This is a genomic window from Escherichia sp. 20412-1 (assembly GCF_003027595.1).
GTDB lineage: Bacteria > Pseudomonadota > Gammaproteobacteria > Enterobacterales > Enterobacteriaceae > Escherichia > Escherichia marmotae.
This window is the reverse complement of record NZ_PYQM01000047.1, coordinates 1-14,162: the sequence shown is the minus strand read 5'-3', so window position 1 is coordinate 14,162 and position 14,162 is coordinate 1. Positions and strand designations below refer to the sequence as shown.

Sequence of the window (14,162 nt, the reverse complement as noted above, 5' to 3'; positions counted from 1 at the left end):
TTGGTACTAAGCTTTACTTGGAGTAAAGCTCGACGATCAGGTGTTCGTTAATGTCCGCAGACAGATCAGAACGCTCCGGCTTACGCTTAAACGTACCTTCCATCTTGCCAGCATCAACTTCCAGCCAGGTTGGCTTTTCACGCTGCTCAGCCAGCTCCAGAGCGGCTTTCACGCGAGACTGCTTCTTCGCTTTCTCACGAATGCTTACAACGTCATTCGGACTAACCTGATAAGAAGCGATGTTAACAACACGACCGTTTACCATAATTGCTTTGTGGCTAACCAGCTGACGTGCTTCTGCACGAGTGGCACCGAAGCCCATACGGTATACAACGTTGTCCAGACGACCTTCCAGCAGAGCCAACAGGTTTTCACCGGTGTTGCCTTTCAGACGTGCTGCTTCTTTATAGTAGTTACGGAACTGACGCTCCAGCACACCATAGATACGGCGAACTTTTTGCTTTTCACGCAACTGCACACCATAGTCAGACAGACGCGGTTTACGCGCACCGTGCTGGCCAGGAGCTTGTTCAATTTTACACTTGGTATCGATCGCGCGAACGCCAGACTTAAGGAATAAGTCGGTGCCCTCACGACGGCTCAGCTTGAGCTTAGGACCCAAATATCTTGCCATTTTCTTTCTCCAACAAACCTGGAAAACGAAGCGTTATACGCGACGTTTTTTCGGCGGACGACAACCGTTATGAGGGATCGGAGTCACATCAGTAATGTTAGTGATGCGGAAACCTGCGGCGTTCAGAGCACGAATAGTAGATTCGCGGCCTGGACCCGGACCTTTAACCATAACTTCCAGATTCTTGATGCCGTATTCTTTCACGGCGTCAGCGCAACGCTCTGCTGCAACCTGAGCTGCAAACGGAGTGGATTTGCGAGAACCACGGAAACCGGAACCACCGGCAGTTGCCCAACCCAACGCGTTACCCTGACGATCAGTGATAGTCACGATGGTGTTGTTGAAAGAAGCATGGATATGAGCCACGCCGTCAGAGACTTGTTTTCTTACACGTTTACGTGCACGAATTGGTGCCTTTGCCATTATTCAATCACCCCGATTATTTCTTGATCGGTTTGCGCGGACCCTTACGGGTACGTGCGTTGGTCTTGGTACGCTGACCGCGAACCGGGAGACCACGACGATGACGCAAACCGCGATAGCAACCAAGATCCATCAGGCGCTTGATGCTCATGCTGATTTCACGGCGCAGATCACCTTCAACGACAAATTTGGCAACTTCGTCACGCAGCGTGTCGATTTGTCCTTCAGACAGCTCACTGATCTTAACATCTTCAGCGATACCCGCTGCAGCCAGGATGGCTTTGGAACGGGTCTTGCCGACGCCATAAATCGAAGTTAATGCGATTACGGCATGCTTATGATCAGGAATGTTAATGCCTGCTATACGGGCCACTATGCACTCCTACTATTTAATATGTACGTTCCATGCTGAAAAGCCCGTTTTCAGGATACTCAAATGGAAACGCACAGACATACAAAAGATTGGCTGGCTAATCTAGCCAGCTCAACCCAACTTTGCAAGAAAAATATGCGAATAAATCAGCCTTGGCGCTGTTTATGCTTCGGCTCGGCACTGCAAATCACACGGATGACACCATCACGCTTAACGATTTTGCAGTTACGGCATAATTTCTTGACGGAAGCACGAACTTTCATTTTTACTCTCCGTAACTTCTCGGGCGCCCAATTAACGGCCGTAGCCTTTCAGGTTCGCCTTCTTCAATGCAGACTCATACTGACTGGACATCATCAGAGTTTGCACTTGAGCCATAAAGTCCATAATCACGACAACAACGATAAGCAGTGAGGTTCCACCGAAGTAGAACGGTACTTTCATTGCATCACGCATGAACTCCGGGATCAGGCAGATAAAGGTAATGTACAGCGCACCAACCAGGGTCAGGCGGGTCATTACTTTATCGATATACTTCGCCGTTTGCTCTCCCGGACGAATTCCTGGTACAAATGCACCGGACTTCTTCAGGTTATCTGCTGTTTCACGCGGGTTGAAAACCAACGCCGTGTAGAAGAAACAGAAGAAGATGATTGCAGACGCATAGAGTAACACATAAAGCGGTTGCCCAGGCTGCAAATACAGCGAAATTGTTGTCAGCCAGTTCCAACCAGTACCGCCCCCGAACCATGACGCAATGGTTGCCGGGAACAGAATAATACTGGAAGCGAAGATTGCCGGGATTACCCCCGCCATATTCACTTTCAGCGGTAAATGTGTGCTCTGTGCAGCATAGACACGACGACCCTGCTGACGTTTCGCGTAGTTTACCACAATGCGGCGTTGGCCACGCTCAACAAATACAACAAAGAACGTCACTGCAAATACTAATACTGCAACCAACAGCAACACGAGGAAGTGCAGGTCGCCTTGACGCGCTTGCTCGATAGTATGGGCAATGGCTGGCGGGAGTCCCGCGACAATACCGGCGAAGATAATGATTGAGATACCGTTGCCGATACCACGTTCAGTAATCTGTTCACCCAACCACATCAGGAACATTGTTCCTGTGACCAGACTTACAACAGCGGTGAAGTAGAATGCAAAGCCCGGATTCATAACCAGGCCTTGCATACCAGGCATATTCGGAAGACCGGTAGCAATACCGATCGACTGAAATATTGCCAGCACCAGAGTACCGTAGCGGGTGTACTGGCTGATCTTACGACGACCAGACTCCCCTTCTTTCTTAATTTCTGCCAGCGTTGGATGGACCACCGTCAGCAACTGGATAATAATTGATGCCGAAATGTACGGCATAATACCCAGAGCAAAGATAGAAGCACGGCTGAGAGCACCACCAGAGAACATGTTGAACATTTCAATGATGGTGCCTCGCTGTTGCTCAAGCAGTTTGGCAAGTACAGCGGCATCAATACCAGGGATCGGAATGAAAGAGCCAATACGGAACACAATCAGCGCACCGATAACAAACAGCAGTCTGCGTTTCAGCTCGCCTAAGCCACCTTTGGCACTTTGAAAATCTAATCCCGGTTGTTTAGCCATCTGCTACTTATTCCTCGATTTTACCGCCAGCAGCTTCGATAGCAGCACGAGCGCCTTTAGTAACACGCAGGCCACGAACAGTTACCGGAGTTGTAACTTCACCAGCCAGGATCACTTTCGCGAACTCGATCTGGATACCGATAATGTTAGCCGCTTTCAGCGTATTCAGGTCTACAACACCGCCTTCTACTTTAGCCAGGTCAGACAGACGAACTTCGGCTGTAATCGCTGCTTTACGAGAAGTGAAGCCGAATTTCGGCAGACGACGGTACAGAGGCATCTGACCACCCTCAAAACCGCGACGTACGCCACCGCCAGAACGAGACTTCTGACCTTTGTGACCACGACCACCGGTTTTACCGAGGCCAGAACCGATACCACGACCCAGGCGTTTACCCGCCTTTTTGGAGCCTTCGGCCGGAGACAGAGTATTTAAACGCATCTCTTACTCCTCAACTTTAACCATGAAGGAAACCGCGTTGATCATACCGCGAATAGCAGGAGTATCCTCGCGCTCTACGGTGTGACCAATACGACGCAGACCCAGGCCAAGCAGCGTTGCCTTGTGTTTCGGCAGACGACCGATTGCACTGCGGGTTTGAGTAATTTTAATAGTCTTTGCCATGGTTTATTTCCCCAGAATTTCTTCAACGGATTTACCACGCTTGGCAGCGACCATTTCTGGAGAACTCATATTTTCCAGGCCATCAATAGTTGCACGAACCACGTTGATCGGGTTGGTAGAACCATATGCTTTAGCCAGAACGTTATGAACTCCAGCGACTTCCAGAACGGCGCGCATTGCACCACCGGCAATGATACCAGTACCTTCGGAAGCCGGCTGCATGAATACGCGAGAACCCGTATGAACACCTTTAACAGGGTGCTGCAGAGTGCCGTTATTCAGCGCGACGTTAATCATATTGCGACGGGCTTTTTCCATCGCTTTCTGGATCGCTGCTGGAACTTCACGCGCTTTACCGTAACCAAAACCAACGCGACCGTTACCATCGCCTACTACAGTCAGAGCTGTGAAGGAGAAAATACGACCACCTTTAACGGTTTTAGATACGCGGTTTACCGCGATCAGCTTTTCCTGCAGTTCGCCAGCTTGTTTTTCGATGTGAGCCATCTTACACCTCTACCTTAGAACTGAAGGCCAGCTTCACGGGCAGCATCTGCCAGTGCCTGGACACGACCATGATATTGGAACCCGGAACGGTCAAAGGATACATCTTTGATGCCTTTTTCCAGAGCGCGTTCAGCGACAGCTTTACCCACAGCTGCAGCCGCGTCTTTGTTACCGGTGTACTTCAGTTGTTCAGCGATAGCTTTTTCTACAGTAGAAGCAGCTACCAGAACTTCAGAACCGTTCGGTGCAATTACCTGTGCGTAAATGTGACGCGGGGTACGATGTACCACCAGGCGAGTTGCGCCCAGCTCCTGGAGCTTGCGGCGTGCGCGGGTCGCACGACGGATACGAGCAGATTTCTTATCCATAGTGTTACCTTACTTCTTCTTAGCCTCTTTGGTACGCACGACTTCGTCGGCGTAACGAACACCCTTGCCTTTATAAGGCTCAGGACGACGGTAGGCGCGCAGATCCGCTGCAACCTGGCCGATCACCTGTTTATCAGCGCCTTTCAGCACGATTTCAGTCTGAGTCGGACATTCAGCAGTGATACCCGCAGGCAGCTGATGGTCAACAGGATGAGAGAAACCCAGAGACAGGTTAATCACATTGCCTTTAACCGCTGCACGATAACCTACACCAACCAGCTGCAGCTTCTTAGTGAAGCCTTCGGTAACACCGATAACCATTGAGTTCAGCAGGGCACGCGCAGTGCCAGCCTGTGCCCAACCGTCTGCGTAACCATCACGCGGACCGAAGGTCAGGGTATTATCTGCATGTTTAACTTCAACAGCATCGTTGAGAGTACGAGTCAGCTCGCCGTTTTTACCTTTGATCGTAATAACCTGACCGTTGATTTTTACATCAACGCCGGCAGGAACAACGACCGGTGCTTTAGCAACACGAGACATTTTTTCCTCCGATTAGGCTACGTAGCAGATAATTTCGCCACCAAGACCAGCCTGGCGCGCTGCACGATCAGTCATAACACCTTTAGAGGTAGAAACAACTGCGATACCCAGACCCGCCATAACTTTCGGCAGCTCATCTTTACGTTTATAGATGCGCAGACCTGGGCGGCTGACACGCTGAATGCTTTCTACAACAGCTTTGCCCTGGAAATACTTAAGAGTCAGTTCCAGTTCAGGCTTGGTGTCGCCTTCAACTTTAAAATCTTCAATAAAACCTTCTTCCTTCAGCACGTTGGCGATTGCCACTTTCAGCTTGGAGGAAGGCATGGCGACCGCAGCTTTGTTCGCGGCCTGACCGTTACGGATACGGGTCAGCATATCCGCGATCGGATCTTGCATGCTCATCTGTCTTTACTCCCGTGATTCAATTGGTGACAATTACCAGCTAGCCTTTTTCAGACCCGGGATTTCACCGCGCATAGCGGCTTCACGGACCTTAATACGGCTCAACCCGAACTTCCGCAGGAAACCATGCGGACGACCTGTTTGACGGCAGCGGTTACGCTGACGAGACGGGCTGGAATCACGCGGCAGAGTCTGCAGCTTGAGAACAGCATTCCAACGATCTTCGTCGGAAGCGTTCACATCAGAGATGATCGCTTTCAGTTCAGCGCGTTTCGCGAAGTATTTATCAGCTAAAGCTACGCGTTTTACTTCGCGTGCTTTCATTGATTGCTTAGCCATTTAGTAACCCTACCTTACTTGCGGAACGGGAAGTCAAAGGCAGCCAGCAGAGCACGGCCTTCTTCGTCAGATTTCGCAGTAGTGGTAATGGTAATATCCAAACCACGAACGCGGTCGACTTTATCGTAGTCGATTTCTGGGAAGATGATCTGCTCACGGACACCCATGCTGTAGTTACCACGACCGTCGAAAGACTTAGCGGACAAGCCACGGAAGTCACGGATACGCGGTACAGCAATAGTGATCAGGCGCTCAAAGAACTCCCACATGCGTTCGCCACGCAGAGTTACTTTACAGCCGATCGGATAGCCCTGACGGATTTTGAAGCCTGCAACAGATTTGCGTGCTTTGGTGATCAGCGGTTTTTGACCGGAGATTGCTGCCAGGTCTGCTGCTGCGTTATCCAGCAGTTTTTTGTCAGCGATCGCTTCACCAACACCCATGTTCAGGGTGATCTTCTCGACCCGAGGGACTTGCATGACAGAATTGTAGTTAAACTCAGTCATGAGTTTTTTAACTACTTCGTCTTTGTAGTAATCATGCAGTTTCGCCATCGTACTACTCCAAATTACTTGATAGTTTCGCTGTTAGACTTGAAGAAACGGACTTTTTTACCGTCTTCGAATCTAAAGCCTACACGGTCAGCCTTGCCGGTTGCCGCATTGAAGATTGCTACGTTGGAAACCTGAATAGCGGCTTCTTTCTCAACGATGCCACCCGGTTGGTTCAGAGCCGGAACTGGCTTCTGGTGTTTCTTAACCAGGTTGATACCTTCAACAATGACCTTGCCGGAAGACAGGACATTCTTAACTTTACCGCGCTTACCTTTATCTTTACCGGTTAACACGATAACTTCGTCATCACGACGGATCTTCGCTGCCATGATTCGCTCCTTAGAGTACTTCTGGTGCCAGAGAGATAATTTTCATGAACTTCTCACTACGAAGCTCACGAGTTACCGGCCCAAAAATACGCGTACCGATAGGCTGCTCGCTGTTGTTGTTCAGAAGAACACAAGCATTACCATCGAAGCGAATGACAGAACCGTCCGGGCGACGAACACCCTTCTTGGTGCGCACCACTACCGCCTTCAGCACATCACCTTTTTTGACCTTACCACGCGGAATTGCTTCTTTGATGGTGATCTTGATGATGTCGCCTACGCCTGCGTAGCGACGGTGCGAGCCACCCAGAACCTTGATACACATTACGCGACGTGCACCGGAGTTGTCGGCGACGTTCAGCATAGTCTGTTCTTGGATCATTTTAGTGCTCCGCTAATGTCAACTACTACTGAGACCCGAAAATCAGGCCGTTAAAAAGCCCCATATCGAGGGCGCGGCATTATAACACCGCTTCAACGATAAGGGTAGAAAAAATAAACGGCTCATCGCTGAGCCGTTTATTCGTATCGAGAAAGTGTACTGTATTACAGAACTGCTTTCTCTACAACGCGAACCAGCGTCCAGGATTTGGTCTTGGACAGCGGACGGCATTCGCGGATTTCAACCACGTCACCGATACCGCATTCGTTGTTCTCGTCATGTACGTGCAGTTTGGTCGTACGCTTGATGAATTTACCGTAGATCGGGTGTTTCACAAAACGTTCGATAGCAACAACAATGGATTTCTCCATTTTGTCGCTAACAACGCGACCTTGCAGAGTACGGATTTTATCGGTCATTACGCACCCGCCTTCTCAGTCAGTAAAGTCTTAACGCGTGCGACATCGCGACGCACTTGCTTCAACAGGTGAGACTGTTGCAGCTGGCCACTTGCAGCCTGCATACGCAGGTTGAACTGCTCACGCAGCAGGTTCAGCAGCTCGGTGTTCAGCTCTTCAACGCTCTTCTCACGCAGCTCTTTTGCTTTCATTACATCACCGTCTTAGTTACAAAGGTGGTTTTAATCGGCAGTTTCGCTGCTGCCAGCTTGAATGCTTCACGGGCCAGCTCTTCCGGAACACCGTCCATTTCATACAGGACTTTACCCGGCTGAATCAAGGCAACCCAATACTCCACGTTACCTTTACCTTTACCCATACGCACTGCCAGCGGCTTTTCAGTGATCGGTTTGTCCGGGAACACACGGATCCAGATCTTACCTTGACGCTTAACTGCACGGGTCATAGCACGACGTGCTGCTTCGATCTGACGTGCAGTCAGACGACCACGGCCAACAGCTTTCAGACCGAAGCTGCCGAAGCTAACATCCGTACCCTGCGCCAGACCGCGGTTACGGCCTTTGTGCATTTTACGGAATTTTGTACGCTTTGGTTGTAACATCAGCGACGCTCCTTATTTACGGCCTTTACGCTGCTGCTTTTTAGGCTGAGCAGCCGGTTTTTCCGGTTGTTCAACAGCAGCCATACCACCCAGGATCTCGCCTTTGAAGATCCACACTTTAACGCCGATTACACCGTAAGTGGTGTGCGCTTCGGAGGTGTTGTAGTCGATGTCAGCACGCAGAGTGTGCAGCGGTACGCGACCTTCGCGGTACCATTCGGTACGTGCGATTTCCGCGCCGCCCAGACGGCCGCTAACTTCAACTTTGATACCTTTAGCGCCCAGACGCATTGCGTTCTGTACAGCACGCTTCATAGCACGACGGAACATAACGCGACGTTCCAGCTGAGAAGTGATGCTGTCAGCAACCAGTTTTGCGTCCAGTTCAGGCTTACGAACTTCGGCGATGTTGATCTGTGCAGGAACGCCAGCGATGTCCGCTACGACCTTACGCAGTTTTTCTACGTCTTCACCTTTCTTACCGATAACGATACCCGGGCGAGCAGTGTGAATGGTTACACGGATGCTCTTAGCCGGACGCTCGATAACGATACGAGATACGGACGCTTTAGCCAGTTCCTTAGTCAGGTACTGACGTACTTTAAAATCGCTGTCCAGGTTGTCAGCGAATTCTTTGGTGTTCGCAAACCAGGTAGAGTTCCATGGTTTTACAATACCCAGGCGAATACCATTAGGATGTACTTTCTGACCCATTGCTAGTCTCCAGAGTCTCAGCGATCGGACACAACCACAGTGATGTGGCTGGTGCGCTTCAGGATGCGATCTGCACGACCTTTTGCACGCGGCATAATGCGCTTCATGCTCGGGCCTTCGTCTACGAAAATTTTCGTAACTTTCAGATCGTCAATGTCAGCGCCATCGTTGTGTTCAGCGTTAGCAATGGCAGATTCCAGAACCTTCTTGACCAGTACAGCCGCTTTCTTGTTGGTGTAGGTCAGAATATCCAGAGCCTGCGACACTTTCTTACCGCGAATCAGGTCAGCAACAAGGCGAACCTTCTGAGCAGAAGAACGAGCATGGCGATGTTTAGCGATAGTTTCCATCTCTTCCTCCTACCTTATTTCTTTTTCGCTTTTTTATCAGCAGCATGGCCGCGATAAGTACGAGTCGGTGCGAATTCACCCAGTTTGTGACCAACCATTTCGTCGGTTACAAATACCGGAACGTGCTGACGACCATTATGGACAGCGATGGTCAAACCGATCATGTTAGGAAAGATCGTTGAACGACGGGACCAAGTGCGCAGGGGCTTCTTGTCTCCGCTTTCCACCGCTTTCTCTACCTTCTTCAGCAAGTGCAGGTCAATAAAAGGACCTTTCTTGAGAGAACGTGGCATGGCTTATCCTCTAAAATTATTTGCTACGGCGACGTACGATAAATTTATCAGTACGCTTGTTGCTGCGGGTCTTCTTACCTTTGGTCTGAACGCCCCACGGAGTTACCGGGTGCTTACCAAAGTTACGACCTTCACCACCACCATGTGGGTGGTCTACCGGGTTCATCGCCGTACCGCGAACGGTAGGACGAACACCACGCCAGCGTGCAGCACCTGCTTTACCCAGAACGCGCAGCATATGCTCAGCATTGCCAACTTCGCCCAGAGTAGCGCGGCAGTCTGCTTCTACTTTACGCATTTCACCAGAACGCAGACGCAGGGTGACATAAGCACCGTCGCGAGCAACGATCTGAACGTAAGTACCAGCGGAACGTGCCAGCTGACCGCCTTTACCTGGTTTCATTTCTACGTTGTGAACAGTAGAACCAACCGGGATGTTGCGCATCGGCAGAGTGTTGCCTGGTTTGATTGCAGCATCAACGCCAGACTGAATCTGGTCGCCAGCTTTCAGGCCTTTAGGGGCCAGGATGTAACGGCGCTCACCGTCTTTGTACAGAACCAGCGCGATGTTCGCGGAACGGTTCGGATCGTACTCAAGACGTTCAACAACTGCCGGAATACCGTCTTTGTTGCGTTTGAAATCAACAATACGGTAAGCCTGCTTGTGGCCACCACCGATATGACGAGTGGTGATACGGCCATTGTTGTTACGACCACCGGATTTGCTGTTTTTTTCCAGCAACGGAGCAAAAGGTTTGCCCTTGTGCAGCTCAGGGTTAACCACTTTAACAACGTGGCGACGACCCGGAGATGTCGGTTTACATTTAACAACTGCCATTGTATTACTCCTCCGACTTACTCAGCGCCGCCAACGAAGTCCAGGTTCTGGCCTTCTTTCAGGGTGACGTAAGCTTTTTTCCAGTCGCTACGACGACCGATACGCTGTCCGTGACGTTTAACTTTCCCTTTAACAACCAGGGTGTTAACGACTTCGACTTCGACTTCAAACAGTTTCTGCACAGCAGCTTTGATTTCTGCTTTGGTCGCGTCTTTAGCAACTTTGAGCACGATGGTGTTAGATTTTTCCATCGCAGTAGACGCTTTTTCAGAAACGTGCGGTGCACGCAGCACCTTCAGCAGACGTTCTTCACGAATCATGCCAGCATCTCCTCAACTTGCTTAACAGCATCAGCAGTCATTACGACTTTGTCGAAGGCGATCAGGCTAACCGGGTCGATACCAGTTGCATCGCGTACGTCAACCTTGTGCAGGTTGCGCGCAGCCAGGAACAGGTTCTCGTCCAGCTCACCGGTGATGATCAGCACATCTTCCAGAGCCATGTCTTTCAGTTTCTGTGCCAGCAGCTTAGTTTTCGGTGCTTCTACAGAGAACTTCTCGACAACGATCAGACGATCCTGACGTACCAGTTCGGACAGGATGCTTTTCAGCGCGCCGCGGTACATCTTCTTGTTAACTTTTTGACTGTGGTTCTGCGGACGAGCAGCGAAGGTCACGCCACCAGAACGCCAAATCGGGCTCTTGATAGAACCAGAACGCGCACGGCCGGTGCCTTTCTGGCGCCACGGTTTTTTACCGGAACCAGTTACTTCAGCACGAGTCTTCTGAGCACGAGTACCCTGACGAGCACCGGCTGCATAAGCAACAACAACCTGGTGAACCAGCGCTTCGTTGAAATCACGACCGAAGGTAGTTTCGGAAACAGTCAGCGCGCTCTGCGCGTCTTTCAATACTAATTCCATTGCTATCTCCTTACGCCTTCACAGCTGGTTTAACGATCAGGTCGCTACCGGTTGCACCCGGGACAGCACCTTTCACCAGCAGCAGGTTGCGCTCAGCGTCAACGCGTACTACGTCAAGGCTCTGAACGGTTACACGTTCGTTACCCATCTGACCTGCCATTTTCTTGCCTTTGAACACTTTGCCCGGAGTCTGGTTCTGACCGATAGAACCCGGTACGCGGTGAGACAAGGAGTTACCGTGAGTAGCATCCTGGGTACGGAAGTTCCAGCGCTTAACGGTACCTGCGAAACCTTTACCTTTAGAGGTGCCAGTTACGTCAACTTTTTTAACGTCAGCAAACAGTTCAACGCTAATGCTCTGACCTACAGTGAACTCTTCGCCTTCAGCCAGGCGGAATTCCCACAGACCACGGCCAGCTTCTACGCCAGCTTTAGCAAAGTGGCCAGCTTCAGGCTTGGTCACACGGTTAGCTTTTTTAGCACCGGTGGTTACCTGAATAGCACGGTAGCCATCGTTAGCCAGGTCTTTAACCTGAGTAACGCGGTTTGCTTCAACTTCGATTACGGTTACTGGGATAGAAACGCCGTCTTCTGTGAAGATACGGGTCATACCCACTTTTTTACCGACTAAACCAATCATTGTTTCAACCTCTCAATCGCTCAATGACCTGATTAACCCAGGCTGATCTGCACGTCTACACCGGCAGCCAGATCCAGACGCATCAGAGCATCAACGGTTTTCTCGGTTGGCTCAACGATGTCAACCAGACGCAAGTGAGTACGGATTTCGTACTGATCACGCGCGTCTTTGTTGACGTGCGGAGAGATCAGAACAGTGAAGCGCTCTTTGCGTGTCGGCAGCGGGATCGGACCACGGACCTGCGCACCAGTGCGCTTGGCAGTCTCGACGATTTCCGCGGTTGCTTGATCGATCAGACGATGATCAAACGCTTTCAGGCGGATACGGATTCTTTGGTTCTGCATGAGACCAGAGCTCCAATTATTTTATAAACGAAAATGATTACTCCTCAGACCCATTACGATTGATGGGAGAGTGTAACCGTTCTTACGTAGCTCCCCGATTGGGAGCATTGTTAGGTAGCCAAAATCAGCTAACTGAGGTTCAGATTGAACCTGCTGTCAACTACGACAAGCCCGCGCATTATACGTAAATCTGAGCCTGACGCAAGCATCGCGTAGAAATTAATCGTAGTGAGCATATTGCGAACTACATTCCACCAAATATGTAAGGTTGTGAAGAGAGAATTTTTCGCCGGAACCAGGTTAACAAAGTCGGCAATTCTTTGTTGCTGATTATCTGGACTTATTCGAAGGTGATACTCCATTTACAGAGGATGCTTTATGGATGCCACCTTTCCTTTTCTGATTTTATACATTTGTTTATCGTCCCTGCTTTTTTTCTATGATGCAAAACATGGCTTGCTGCCTGACAGGTTTACCTGCCCATTACTCTGGTCCGGGCTTCTTTTTTATCAAATTTGTCACCCTGGCGGTTTAGCCGATGCGTTATGGGGGACCATTATCGGTTACGGTGCATTCGCCATTATCTACTGGGGTTATCGCATACTGCGCCATAAAGAAGGATTAGGCTATGGCGATGTGAAGTTTCTCGCAGCCCTCGGAGCCTGGCATACATGGGCATTTCTGCCACGGCTGGTTTTTCTTGCTGCGTCATTCGCCTGCGGAGCTGTTGTTATTGGTGTGCTCATGAGGGGAAAAGCATCATTAAAAAACCCGCTGCCTTTCGGACCATTTCTGGCGGCTGCGGGTTTCGTTGTAGGCTGGGATAGTCTGCTGACGGGCAGTTAATCATTAACTTTAATTTGTGATTGCAGGTAATTCTGTAGGCCTATTTTATCAATGAGATCAAGTTCAGTTTCTAGCCAGTCAATATGGCCTTCTTCATCAGCAAGAATTTCGATCATCATATCGCGGCTGACATAGTCACGGACATTGTCGGCGTAGGCGATGGCCTCACGAAGATCCTTTGCCCCTTCCAACTCTAAACGCAGGTCGGACTGCAGCATCTCTTCGACATCTTCACCTATTCCCAGCTTACCCAGATCCTGTAAATTGGGGATTCCTTCTAAGAATAAAATACGCTCGATATATTTATCAGCGTGTTTCATCTCATCGATGGATTCATGGTATTCGACGTTATTAAGGCGCATCAGGCCCCAGTTTTTAAACATCCGGGCATGAAGAAAATACTGATTGATTGCGACAAGCTCATTTCCCAATAGTTTATTGAGATAATTTATGATTTTAACATCACCTTTCATTTTATAGTCCCTCCGCTTCCACTATTAGAGCGTAGATGGGGCTAGCGGGATGTCAAAAAATAAGCGCGGGCTTCAGGCAATCTCTTTAAATTCGGGCATCTGCATCAACTCATCCTGCATCACTTCGCGTGCGGCGCGAATGCACTTACCACATTGATTTCCCACAGGAATAAACTTACGTAATTGTTGAAAAGACTGAGGATGAAATTGACGTACCGCCTGACGAATTTTTTTGTCACTTACACCATTACACAAACAAACGTACATGATTACTCCCGTTCAAATTCTGCGCAAAGTGTAAATGAGAATAGTTATGATTACAATAGCACAATTTTATTTGCACCACGGTACAGCGAGCAAGAATTACGACTAAATATTTCCAGAATAAATTACGAACAGCAAAAAGGGCGCCGAAGCGCCCTTTTCAATTCAAAACTAATTAACGAGTAATTAGCTCAGAACTTTAGCTACAACGCCCGCGCCAACAGTACGGCCGCCTTCACGGATTGCGAAACGCAGACCGTCGTCCATCGCGATCGGGTGGATCAGGGTAACAACCATTTTGATGTTGTCGCCCGGCATTACCATCTCTACGCCTTCCGGCAGTTCGATAG

Annotated in this window: 29 protein-coding genes and 1 pseudogene; 1 reads left to right on the top strand and 29 read right to left on the bottom strand. The window is 49.8% G+C overall.

The genetic code is table 11. The features are described 5' to 3' along the window. Nucleotides 1-13: 13 nt before the first annotated feature. The 26 genes from rpsD to rpsJ form a co-directional block, all read right to left on the bottom strand. The gene (gene rpsD, locus C7B16_RS20945) at nt 14-634 is read right to left on the bottom strand and encodes a 30S ribosomal protein S4 (RefSeq protein WP_000135224.1); all 621 of its coding nucleotides are present in this window, start codon (nt 632-634) and stop codon (nt 14-16) included. A gap of 33 nt (nt 635-667) precedes the next feature. Beyond that, entirely contained in the window at nt 668-1,057 is a 390-nt protein-coding gene (gene rpsK / locus C7B16_RS20940; RefSeq protein WP_001029684.1) for a 30S ribosomal protein S11, read from the bottom strand. 16 nt (nt 1,058-1,073) lie between these two features. After that, nucleotides 1,074-1,430, bottom strand: coding sequence for a 30S ribosomal protein S13 (rpsM, locus tag C7B16_RS20935; protein ID WP_000090775.1), 357 nt, complete (start codon nt 1,428-1,430; stop codon nt 1,074-1,076). A gap of 146 nt (nt 1,431-1,576) precedes the next feature. Next, nucleotides 1,577-1,693 (bottom strand): 50S ribosomal protein L36, encoded by a 117-nt coding sequence (gene rpmJ / locus C7B16_RS20930; protein WP_000868187.1) that lies wholly within the window; start codon nt 1,691-1,693, stop codon nt 1,577-1,579. Between the two features lie 31 nt (nt 1,694-1,724). Then, nucleotides 1,725-3,056, bottom strand: coding sequence for a preprotein translocase subunit SecY (gene secY / locus C7B16_RS20925; protein ID WP_001118864.1), 1,332 nt, complete (start codon nt 3,054-3,056; stop codon nt 1,725-1,727). A gap of 7 nt (nt 3,057-3,063) precedes the next feature. Then, complete coding sequence (gene rplO, locus C7B16_RS20920; RefSeq protein ID WP_001238917.1) at nt 3,064-3,498, bottom strand: 50S ribosomal protein L15; 435 nt, start codon at nt 3,496-3,498, stop codon at nt 3,064-3,066. A 3-nt stretch (nt 3,499-3,501) separates the two neighbouring features. After that, nucleotides 3,502-3,681, bottom strand: a complete 180-nt coding sequence (gene rpmD, locus C7B16_RS20915) for a 50S ribosomal protein L30 (RefSeq protein ID WP_001140433.1) — start codon at nt 3,679-3,681, stop codon at nt 3,502-3,504. 3 nt (nt 3,682-3,684) lie between these two features. Then, a complete protein-coding gene (gene rpsE, locus C7B16_RS20910; RefSeq protein ID WP_000940122.1) occupies nt 3,685-4,188 on the bottom strand; it encodes a 30S ribosomal protein S5 in 504 nt (167 codons plus the stop codon). 14 nt (nt 4,189-4,202) lie between these two features. Next, the gene (gene rplR, locus C7B16_RS20905; RefSeq protein ID WP_000358960.1) at nt 4,203-4,556 is read right to left on the bottom strand and encodes a 50S ribosomal protein L18; all 354 of its coding nucleotides are present in this window, start codon (nt 4,554-4,556) and stop codon (nt 4,203-4,205) included. A gap of 9 nt (nt 4,557-4,565) precedes the next feature. Continuing rightward, nucleotides 4,566-5,099 (bottom strand): 50S ribosomal protein L6, encoded by a 534-nt coding sequence (rplF, locus tag C7B16_RS20900; RefSeq protein WP_000091945.1) that lies wholly within the window; start codon nt 5,097-5,099, stop codon nt 4,566-4,568. Between the two features lie 12 nt (nt 5,100-5,111). Further along, entirely contained in the window at nt 5,112-5,504 is a 393-nt protein-coding gene (gene rpsH / locus C7B16_RS20895) for a 30S ribosomal protein S8 (protein ID WP_107180091.1), read from the bottom strand. A 33-nt stretch (nt 5,505-5,537) separates the two neighbouring features. Next, nucleotides 5,538-5,843, bottom strand: a complete 306-nt coding sequence (gene rpsN / locus C7B16_RS20890; protein ID WP_001118930.1) for a 30S ribosomal protein S14 — start codon at nt 5,841-5,843, stop codon at nt 5,538-5,540. Between the two features lie 14 nt (nt 5,844-5,857). Beyond that, nucleotides 5,858-6,397, bottom strand: coding sequence for a 50S ribosomal protein L5 (rplE, locus tag C7B16_RS20885; protein WP_001096200.1), 540 nt, complete (start codon nt 6,395-6,397; stop codon nt 5,858-5,860). Between the two features lie 14 nt (nt 6,398-6,411). Continuing rightward, the gene (gene rplX, locus C7B16_RS20880) at nt 6,412-6,726 is read right to left on the bottom strand and encodes a 50S ribosomal protein L24 (protein ID WP_000729185.1); all 315 of its coding nucleotides are present in this window, start codon (nt 6,724-6,726) and stop codon (nt 6,412-6,414) included. A gap of 10 nt (nt 6,727-6,736) precedes the next feature. After that, nucleotides 6,737-7,108 (bottom strand): 50S ribosomal protein L14, encoded by a 372-nt coding sequence (gene rplN, locus C7B16_RS20875; protein WP_000613955.1) that lies wholly within the window; start codon nt 7,106-7,108, stop codon nt 6,737-6,739. A 164-nt stretch (nt 7,109-7,272) separates the two neighbouring features. Continuing rightward, the gene (gene rpsQ / locus C7B16_RS20870; RefSeq protein ID WP_000130100.1) at nt 7,273-7,527 is read right to left on the bottom strand and encodes a 30S ribosomal protein S17; all 255 of its coding nucleotides are present in this window, start codon (nt 7,525-7,527) and stop codon (nt 7,273-7,275) included. Continuing rightward, nucleotides 7,527-7,718 carry a 50S ribosomal protein L29 gene (rpmC, locus tag C7B16_RS20865; RefSeq protein WP_000644742.1) on the bottom strand — a complete coding sequence of 64 codons (192 nt, stop codon included), beginning with the start codon at nt 7,716-7,718 and terminating at the stop codon, nt 7,527-7,529. Before rpmC ends, rpsQ begins: the two co-directional genes overlap by 1 nt. After that, nucleotides 7,718-8,128 (bottom strand): 50S ribosomal protein L16, encoded by a 411-nt coding sequence (rplP, locus tag C7B16_RS20860; RefSeq protein WP_000941212.1) that lies wholly within the window; start codon nt 8,126-8,128, stop codon nt 7,718-7,720. Before rplP ends, rpmC begins: the two co-directional genes overlap by 1 nt. Before the next feature lie 12 nt (nt 8,129-8,140). After that, complete coding sequence (rpsC, locus tag C7B16_RS20855) at nt 8,141-8,842, bottom strand: 30S ribosomal protein S3 (RefSeq protein WP_000529945.1); 702 nt, start codon at nt 8,840-8,842, stop codon at nt 8,141-8,143. A 17-nt stretch (nt 8,843-8,859) separates the two neighbouring features. After that, on the bottom strand, nt 8,860-9,192 hold the full coding sequence (rplV, locus tag C7B16_RS20850; RefSeq protein WP_000447529.1) for a 50S ribosomal protein L22: 333 nt from the start codon (nt 9,190-9,192) through the stop codon (nt 8,860-8,862). A gap of 14 nt (nt 9,193-9,206) precedes the next feature. After that, nucleotides 9,207-9,485, bottom strand: coding sequence for a 30S ribosomal protein S19 (gene rpsS, locus C7B16_RS20845; RefSeq protein ID WP_001138117.1), 279 nt, complete (start codon nt 9,483-9,485; stop codon nt 9,207-9,209). A 16-nt stretch (nt 9,486-9,501) separates the two neighbouring features. Further along, on the bottom strand, nt 9,502-10,323 hold the full coding sequence (rplB, locus tag C7B16_RS20840) for a 50S ribosomal protein L2 (RefSeq protein ID WP_000301864.1): 822 nt from the start codon (nt 10,321-10,323) through the stop codon (nt 9,502-9,504). A gap of 17 nt (nt 10,324-10,340) precedes the next feature. Then, nucleotides 10,341-10,643 carry a 50S ribosomal protein L23 gene (rplW, locus tag C7B16_RS20835; protein ID WP_000617544.1) on the bottom strand — a complete coding sequence of 101 codons (303 nt, stop codon included), beginning with the start codon at nt 10,641-10,643 and terminating at the stop codon, nt 10,341-10,343. Beyond that, complete coding sequence (gene rplD / locus C7B16_RS20830) at nt 10,640-11,245, bottom strand: 50S ribosomal protein L4 (RefSeq protein WP_063867353.1); 606 nt, start codon at nt 11,243-11,245, stop codon at nt 10,640-10,642. Before rplD ends, rplW begins: the two co-directional genes overlap by 4 nt. Nucleotides 11,246-11,255: 10 nt before the next feature. After that, nucleotides 11,256-11,885: a 50S ribosomal protein L3 gene (gene rplC, locus C7B16_RS20825; protein ID WP_000579833.1), complete on the bottom strand. Its 630-nt coding sequence runs from the start codon at nt 11,883-11,885 to the stop codon at nt 11,256-11,258. Nucleotides 11,886-11,917: 32 nt separating this feature from the next. Beyond that, nucleotides 11,918-12,229 (bottom strand): 30S ribosomal protein S10, encoded by a 312-nt coding sequence (rpsJ, locus tag C7B16_RS20820; RefSeq protein WP_001181004.1) that lies wholly within the window; start codon nt 12,227-12,229, stop codon nt 11,918-11,920. Nucleotides 12,230-12,607: 378 nt separating this feature from the next. Between rpsJ and C7B16_RS20810 the strand changes: the two genes are divergently transcribed. Further along, on the top strand, nt 12,608-13,075 hold the full coding sequence (locus tag C7B16_RS20810) for a prepilin peptidase (protein WP_107180090.1): 468 nt from the start codon (nt 12,608-12,610) through the stop codon (nt 13,073-13,075). Here C7B16_RS20810 and bfr read toward each other — a convergent pair. The 3 genes and pseudogenes from bfr to tuf all read right to left on the bottom strand — a co-directional run. After that, on the bottom strand, nt 13,072-13,548 hold the full coding sequence (bfr, locus tag C7B16_RS20805; protein WP_001517203.1) for a bacterioferritin: 477 nt from the start codon (nt 13,546-13,548) through the stop codon (nt 13,072-13,074). The two genes, C7B16_RS20810 and bfr, sit on opposite strands and share 4 nt — an antisense overlap. A 72-nt stretch (nt 13,549-13,620) precedes the next feature. Beyond that, a complete protein-coding gene (gene bfd / locus C7B16_RS20800; protein WP_000289090.1) occupies nt 13,621-13,815 on the bottom strand; it encodes a bacterioferritin-associated ferredoxin in 195 nt (64 codons plus the stop codon). 183 nt (nt 13,816-13,998) lie between these two features. Further along, nucleotides 13,999-14,162: pseudogene (gene tuf, locus C7B16_RS20790) on the bottom strand (elongation factor Tu); the annotation flags it as partial.

Coding starts and splice junctions, on each gene's coding strand:
- rpsD (WP_000135224.1), bottom strand. CDS start 634: ATGGCAAGATATTTGGGTCCTAAGCTCAAGCTGAGCCGTCGTGAGGGC.
- rpsK (WP_001029684.1), bottom strand. CDS start 1,057: ATGGCAAAGGCACCAATTCGTGCACGTAAACGTGTAAGAAAACAAGTC.
- rpmJ (WP_000868187.1), bottom strand. CDS start 1,693: ATGAAAGTTCGTGCTTCCGTCAAGAAATTATGCCGTAACTGCAAAATC.
- secY (WP_001118864.1), bottom strand. CDS start 3,056: ATGGCTAAACAACCGGGATTAGATTTTCAAAGTGCCAAAGGTGGCTTA.
- rplO (WP_001238917.1), bottom strand. CDS start 3,498: ATGCGTTTAAATACTCTGTCTCCGGCCGAAGGCTCCAAAAAGGCGGGT.
- rpmD (WP_001140433.1), bottom strand. CDS start 3,681: ATGGCAAAGACTATTAAAATTACTCAAACCCGCAGTGCAATCGGTCGT.
- rpsE (WP_000940122.1), bottom strand. CDS start 4,188: ATGGCTCACATCGAAAAACAAGCTGGCGAACTGCAGGAAAAGCTGATC.
- rplR (WP_000358960.1), bottom strand. CDS start 4,556: ATGGATAAGAAATCTGCTCGTATCCGTCGTGCGACCCGCGCACGCCGC.
- rplF (WP_000091945.1), bottom strand. CDS start 5,099: ATGTCTCGTGTTGCTAAAGCACCGGTCGTTGTTCCTGCCGGCGTTGAT.
- rpsH (WP_107180091.1), bottom strand. CDS start 5,504: ATGAGCATGCAAGATCCGATCGCGGATATGCTGACCCGTATCCGTAAC.
- rpsN (WP_001118930.1), bottom strand. CDS start 5,843: ATGGCTAAGCAATCAATGAAAGCACGCGAAGTAAAACGCGTAGCTTTA.
- rplE (WP_001096200.1), bottom strand. CDS start 6,397: ATGGCGAAACTGCATGATTACTACAAAGACGAAGTAGTTAAAAAACTC.
- rplX (WP_000729185.1), bottom strand. CDS start 6,726: ATGGCAGCGAAGATCCGTCGTGATGACGAAGTTATCGTGTTAACCGGT.
- rplN (WP_000613955.1), bottom strand. CDS start 7,108: ATGATCCAAGAACAGACTATGCTGAACGTCGCCGACAACTCCGGTGCA.
- rpsQ (WP_000130100.1), bottom strand. CDS start 7,527: ATGACCGATAAAATCCGTACTCTGCAAGGTCGCGTTGTTAGCGACAAA.
- rpmC (WP_000644742.1), bottom strand. CDS start 7,718: ATGAAAGCAAAAGAGCTGCGTGAGAAGAGCGTTGAAGAGCTGAACACC.
- rplP (WP_000941212.1), bottom strand. CDS start 8,128: ATGTTACAACCAAAGCGTACAAAATTCCGTAAAATGCACAAAGGCCGT.
- rpsC (WP_000529945.1), bottom strand. CDS start 8,842: ATGGGTCAGAAAGTACATCCTAATGGTATTCGCCTGGGTATTGTAAAA.
- rplV (WP_000447529.1), bottom strand. CDS start 9,192: ATGGAAACTATCGCTAAACATCGCCATGCTCGTTCTTCTGCTCAGAAG.
- rpsS (WP_001138117.1), bottom strand. CDS start 9,485: ATGCCACGTTCTCTCAAGAAAGGTCCTTTTATTGACCTGCACTTGCTG.
- rplB (WP_000301864.1), bottom strand. CDS start 10,323: ATGGCAGTTGTTAAATGTAAACCGACATCTCCGGGTCGTCGCCACGTT.
- rplW (WP_000617544.1), bottom strand. CDS start 10,643: ATGATTCGTGAAGAACGTCTGCTGAAGGTGCTGCGTGCACCGCACGTT.
- rplD (WP_063867353.1), bottom strand. CDS start 11,245: ATGGAATTAGTATTGAAAGACGCGCAGAGCGCGCTGACTGTTTCCGAA.
- rplC (WP_000579833.1), bottom strand. CDS start 11,885: ATGATTGGTTTAGTCGGTAAAAAAGTGGGTATGACCCGTATCTTCACA.
- rpsJ (WP_001181004.1), bottom strand. CDS start 12,229: ATGCAGAACCAAAGAATCCGTATCCGCCTGAAAGCGTTTGATCATCGT.
- C7B16_RS20810 (WP_107180090.1), top strand. CDS start 12,608: ATGGATGCCACCTTTCCTTTTCTGATTTTATACATTTGTTTATCGTCC.
- bfr (WP_001517203.1), bottom strand. CDS start 13,548: ATGAAAGGTGATGTTAAAATCATAAATTATCTCAATAAACTATTGGGA.
- bfd (WP_000289090.1), bottom strand. CDS start 13,815: ATGTACGTTTGTTTGTGTAATGGTGTAAGTGACAAAAAAATTCGTCAG.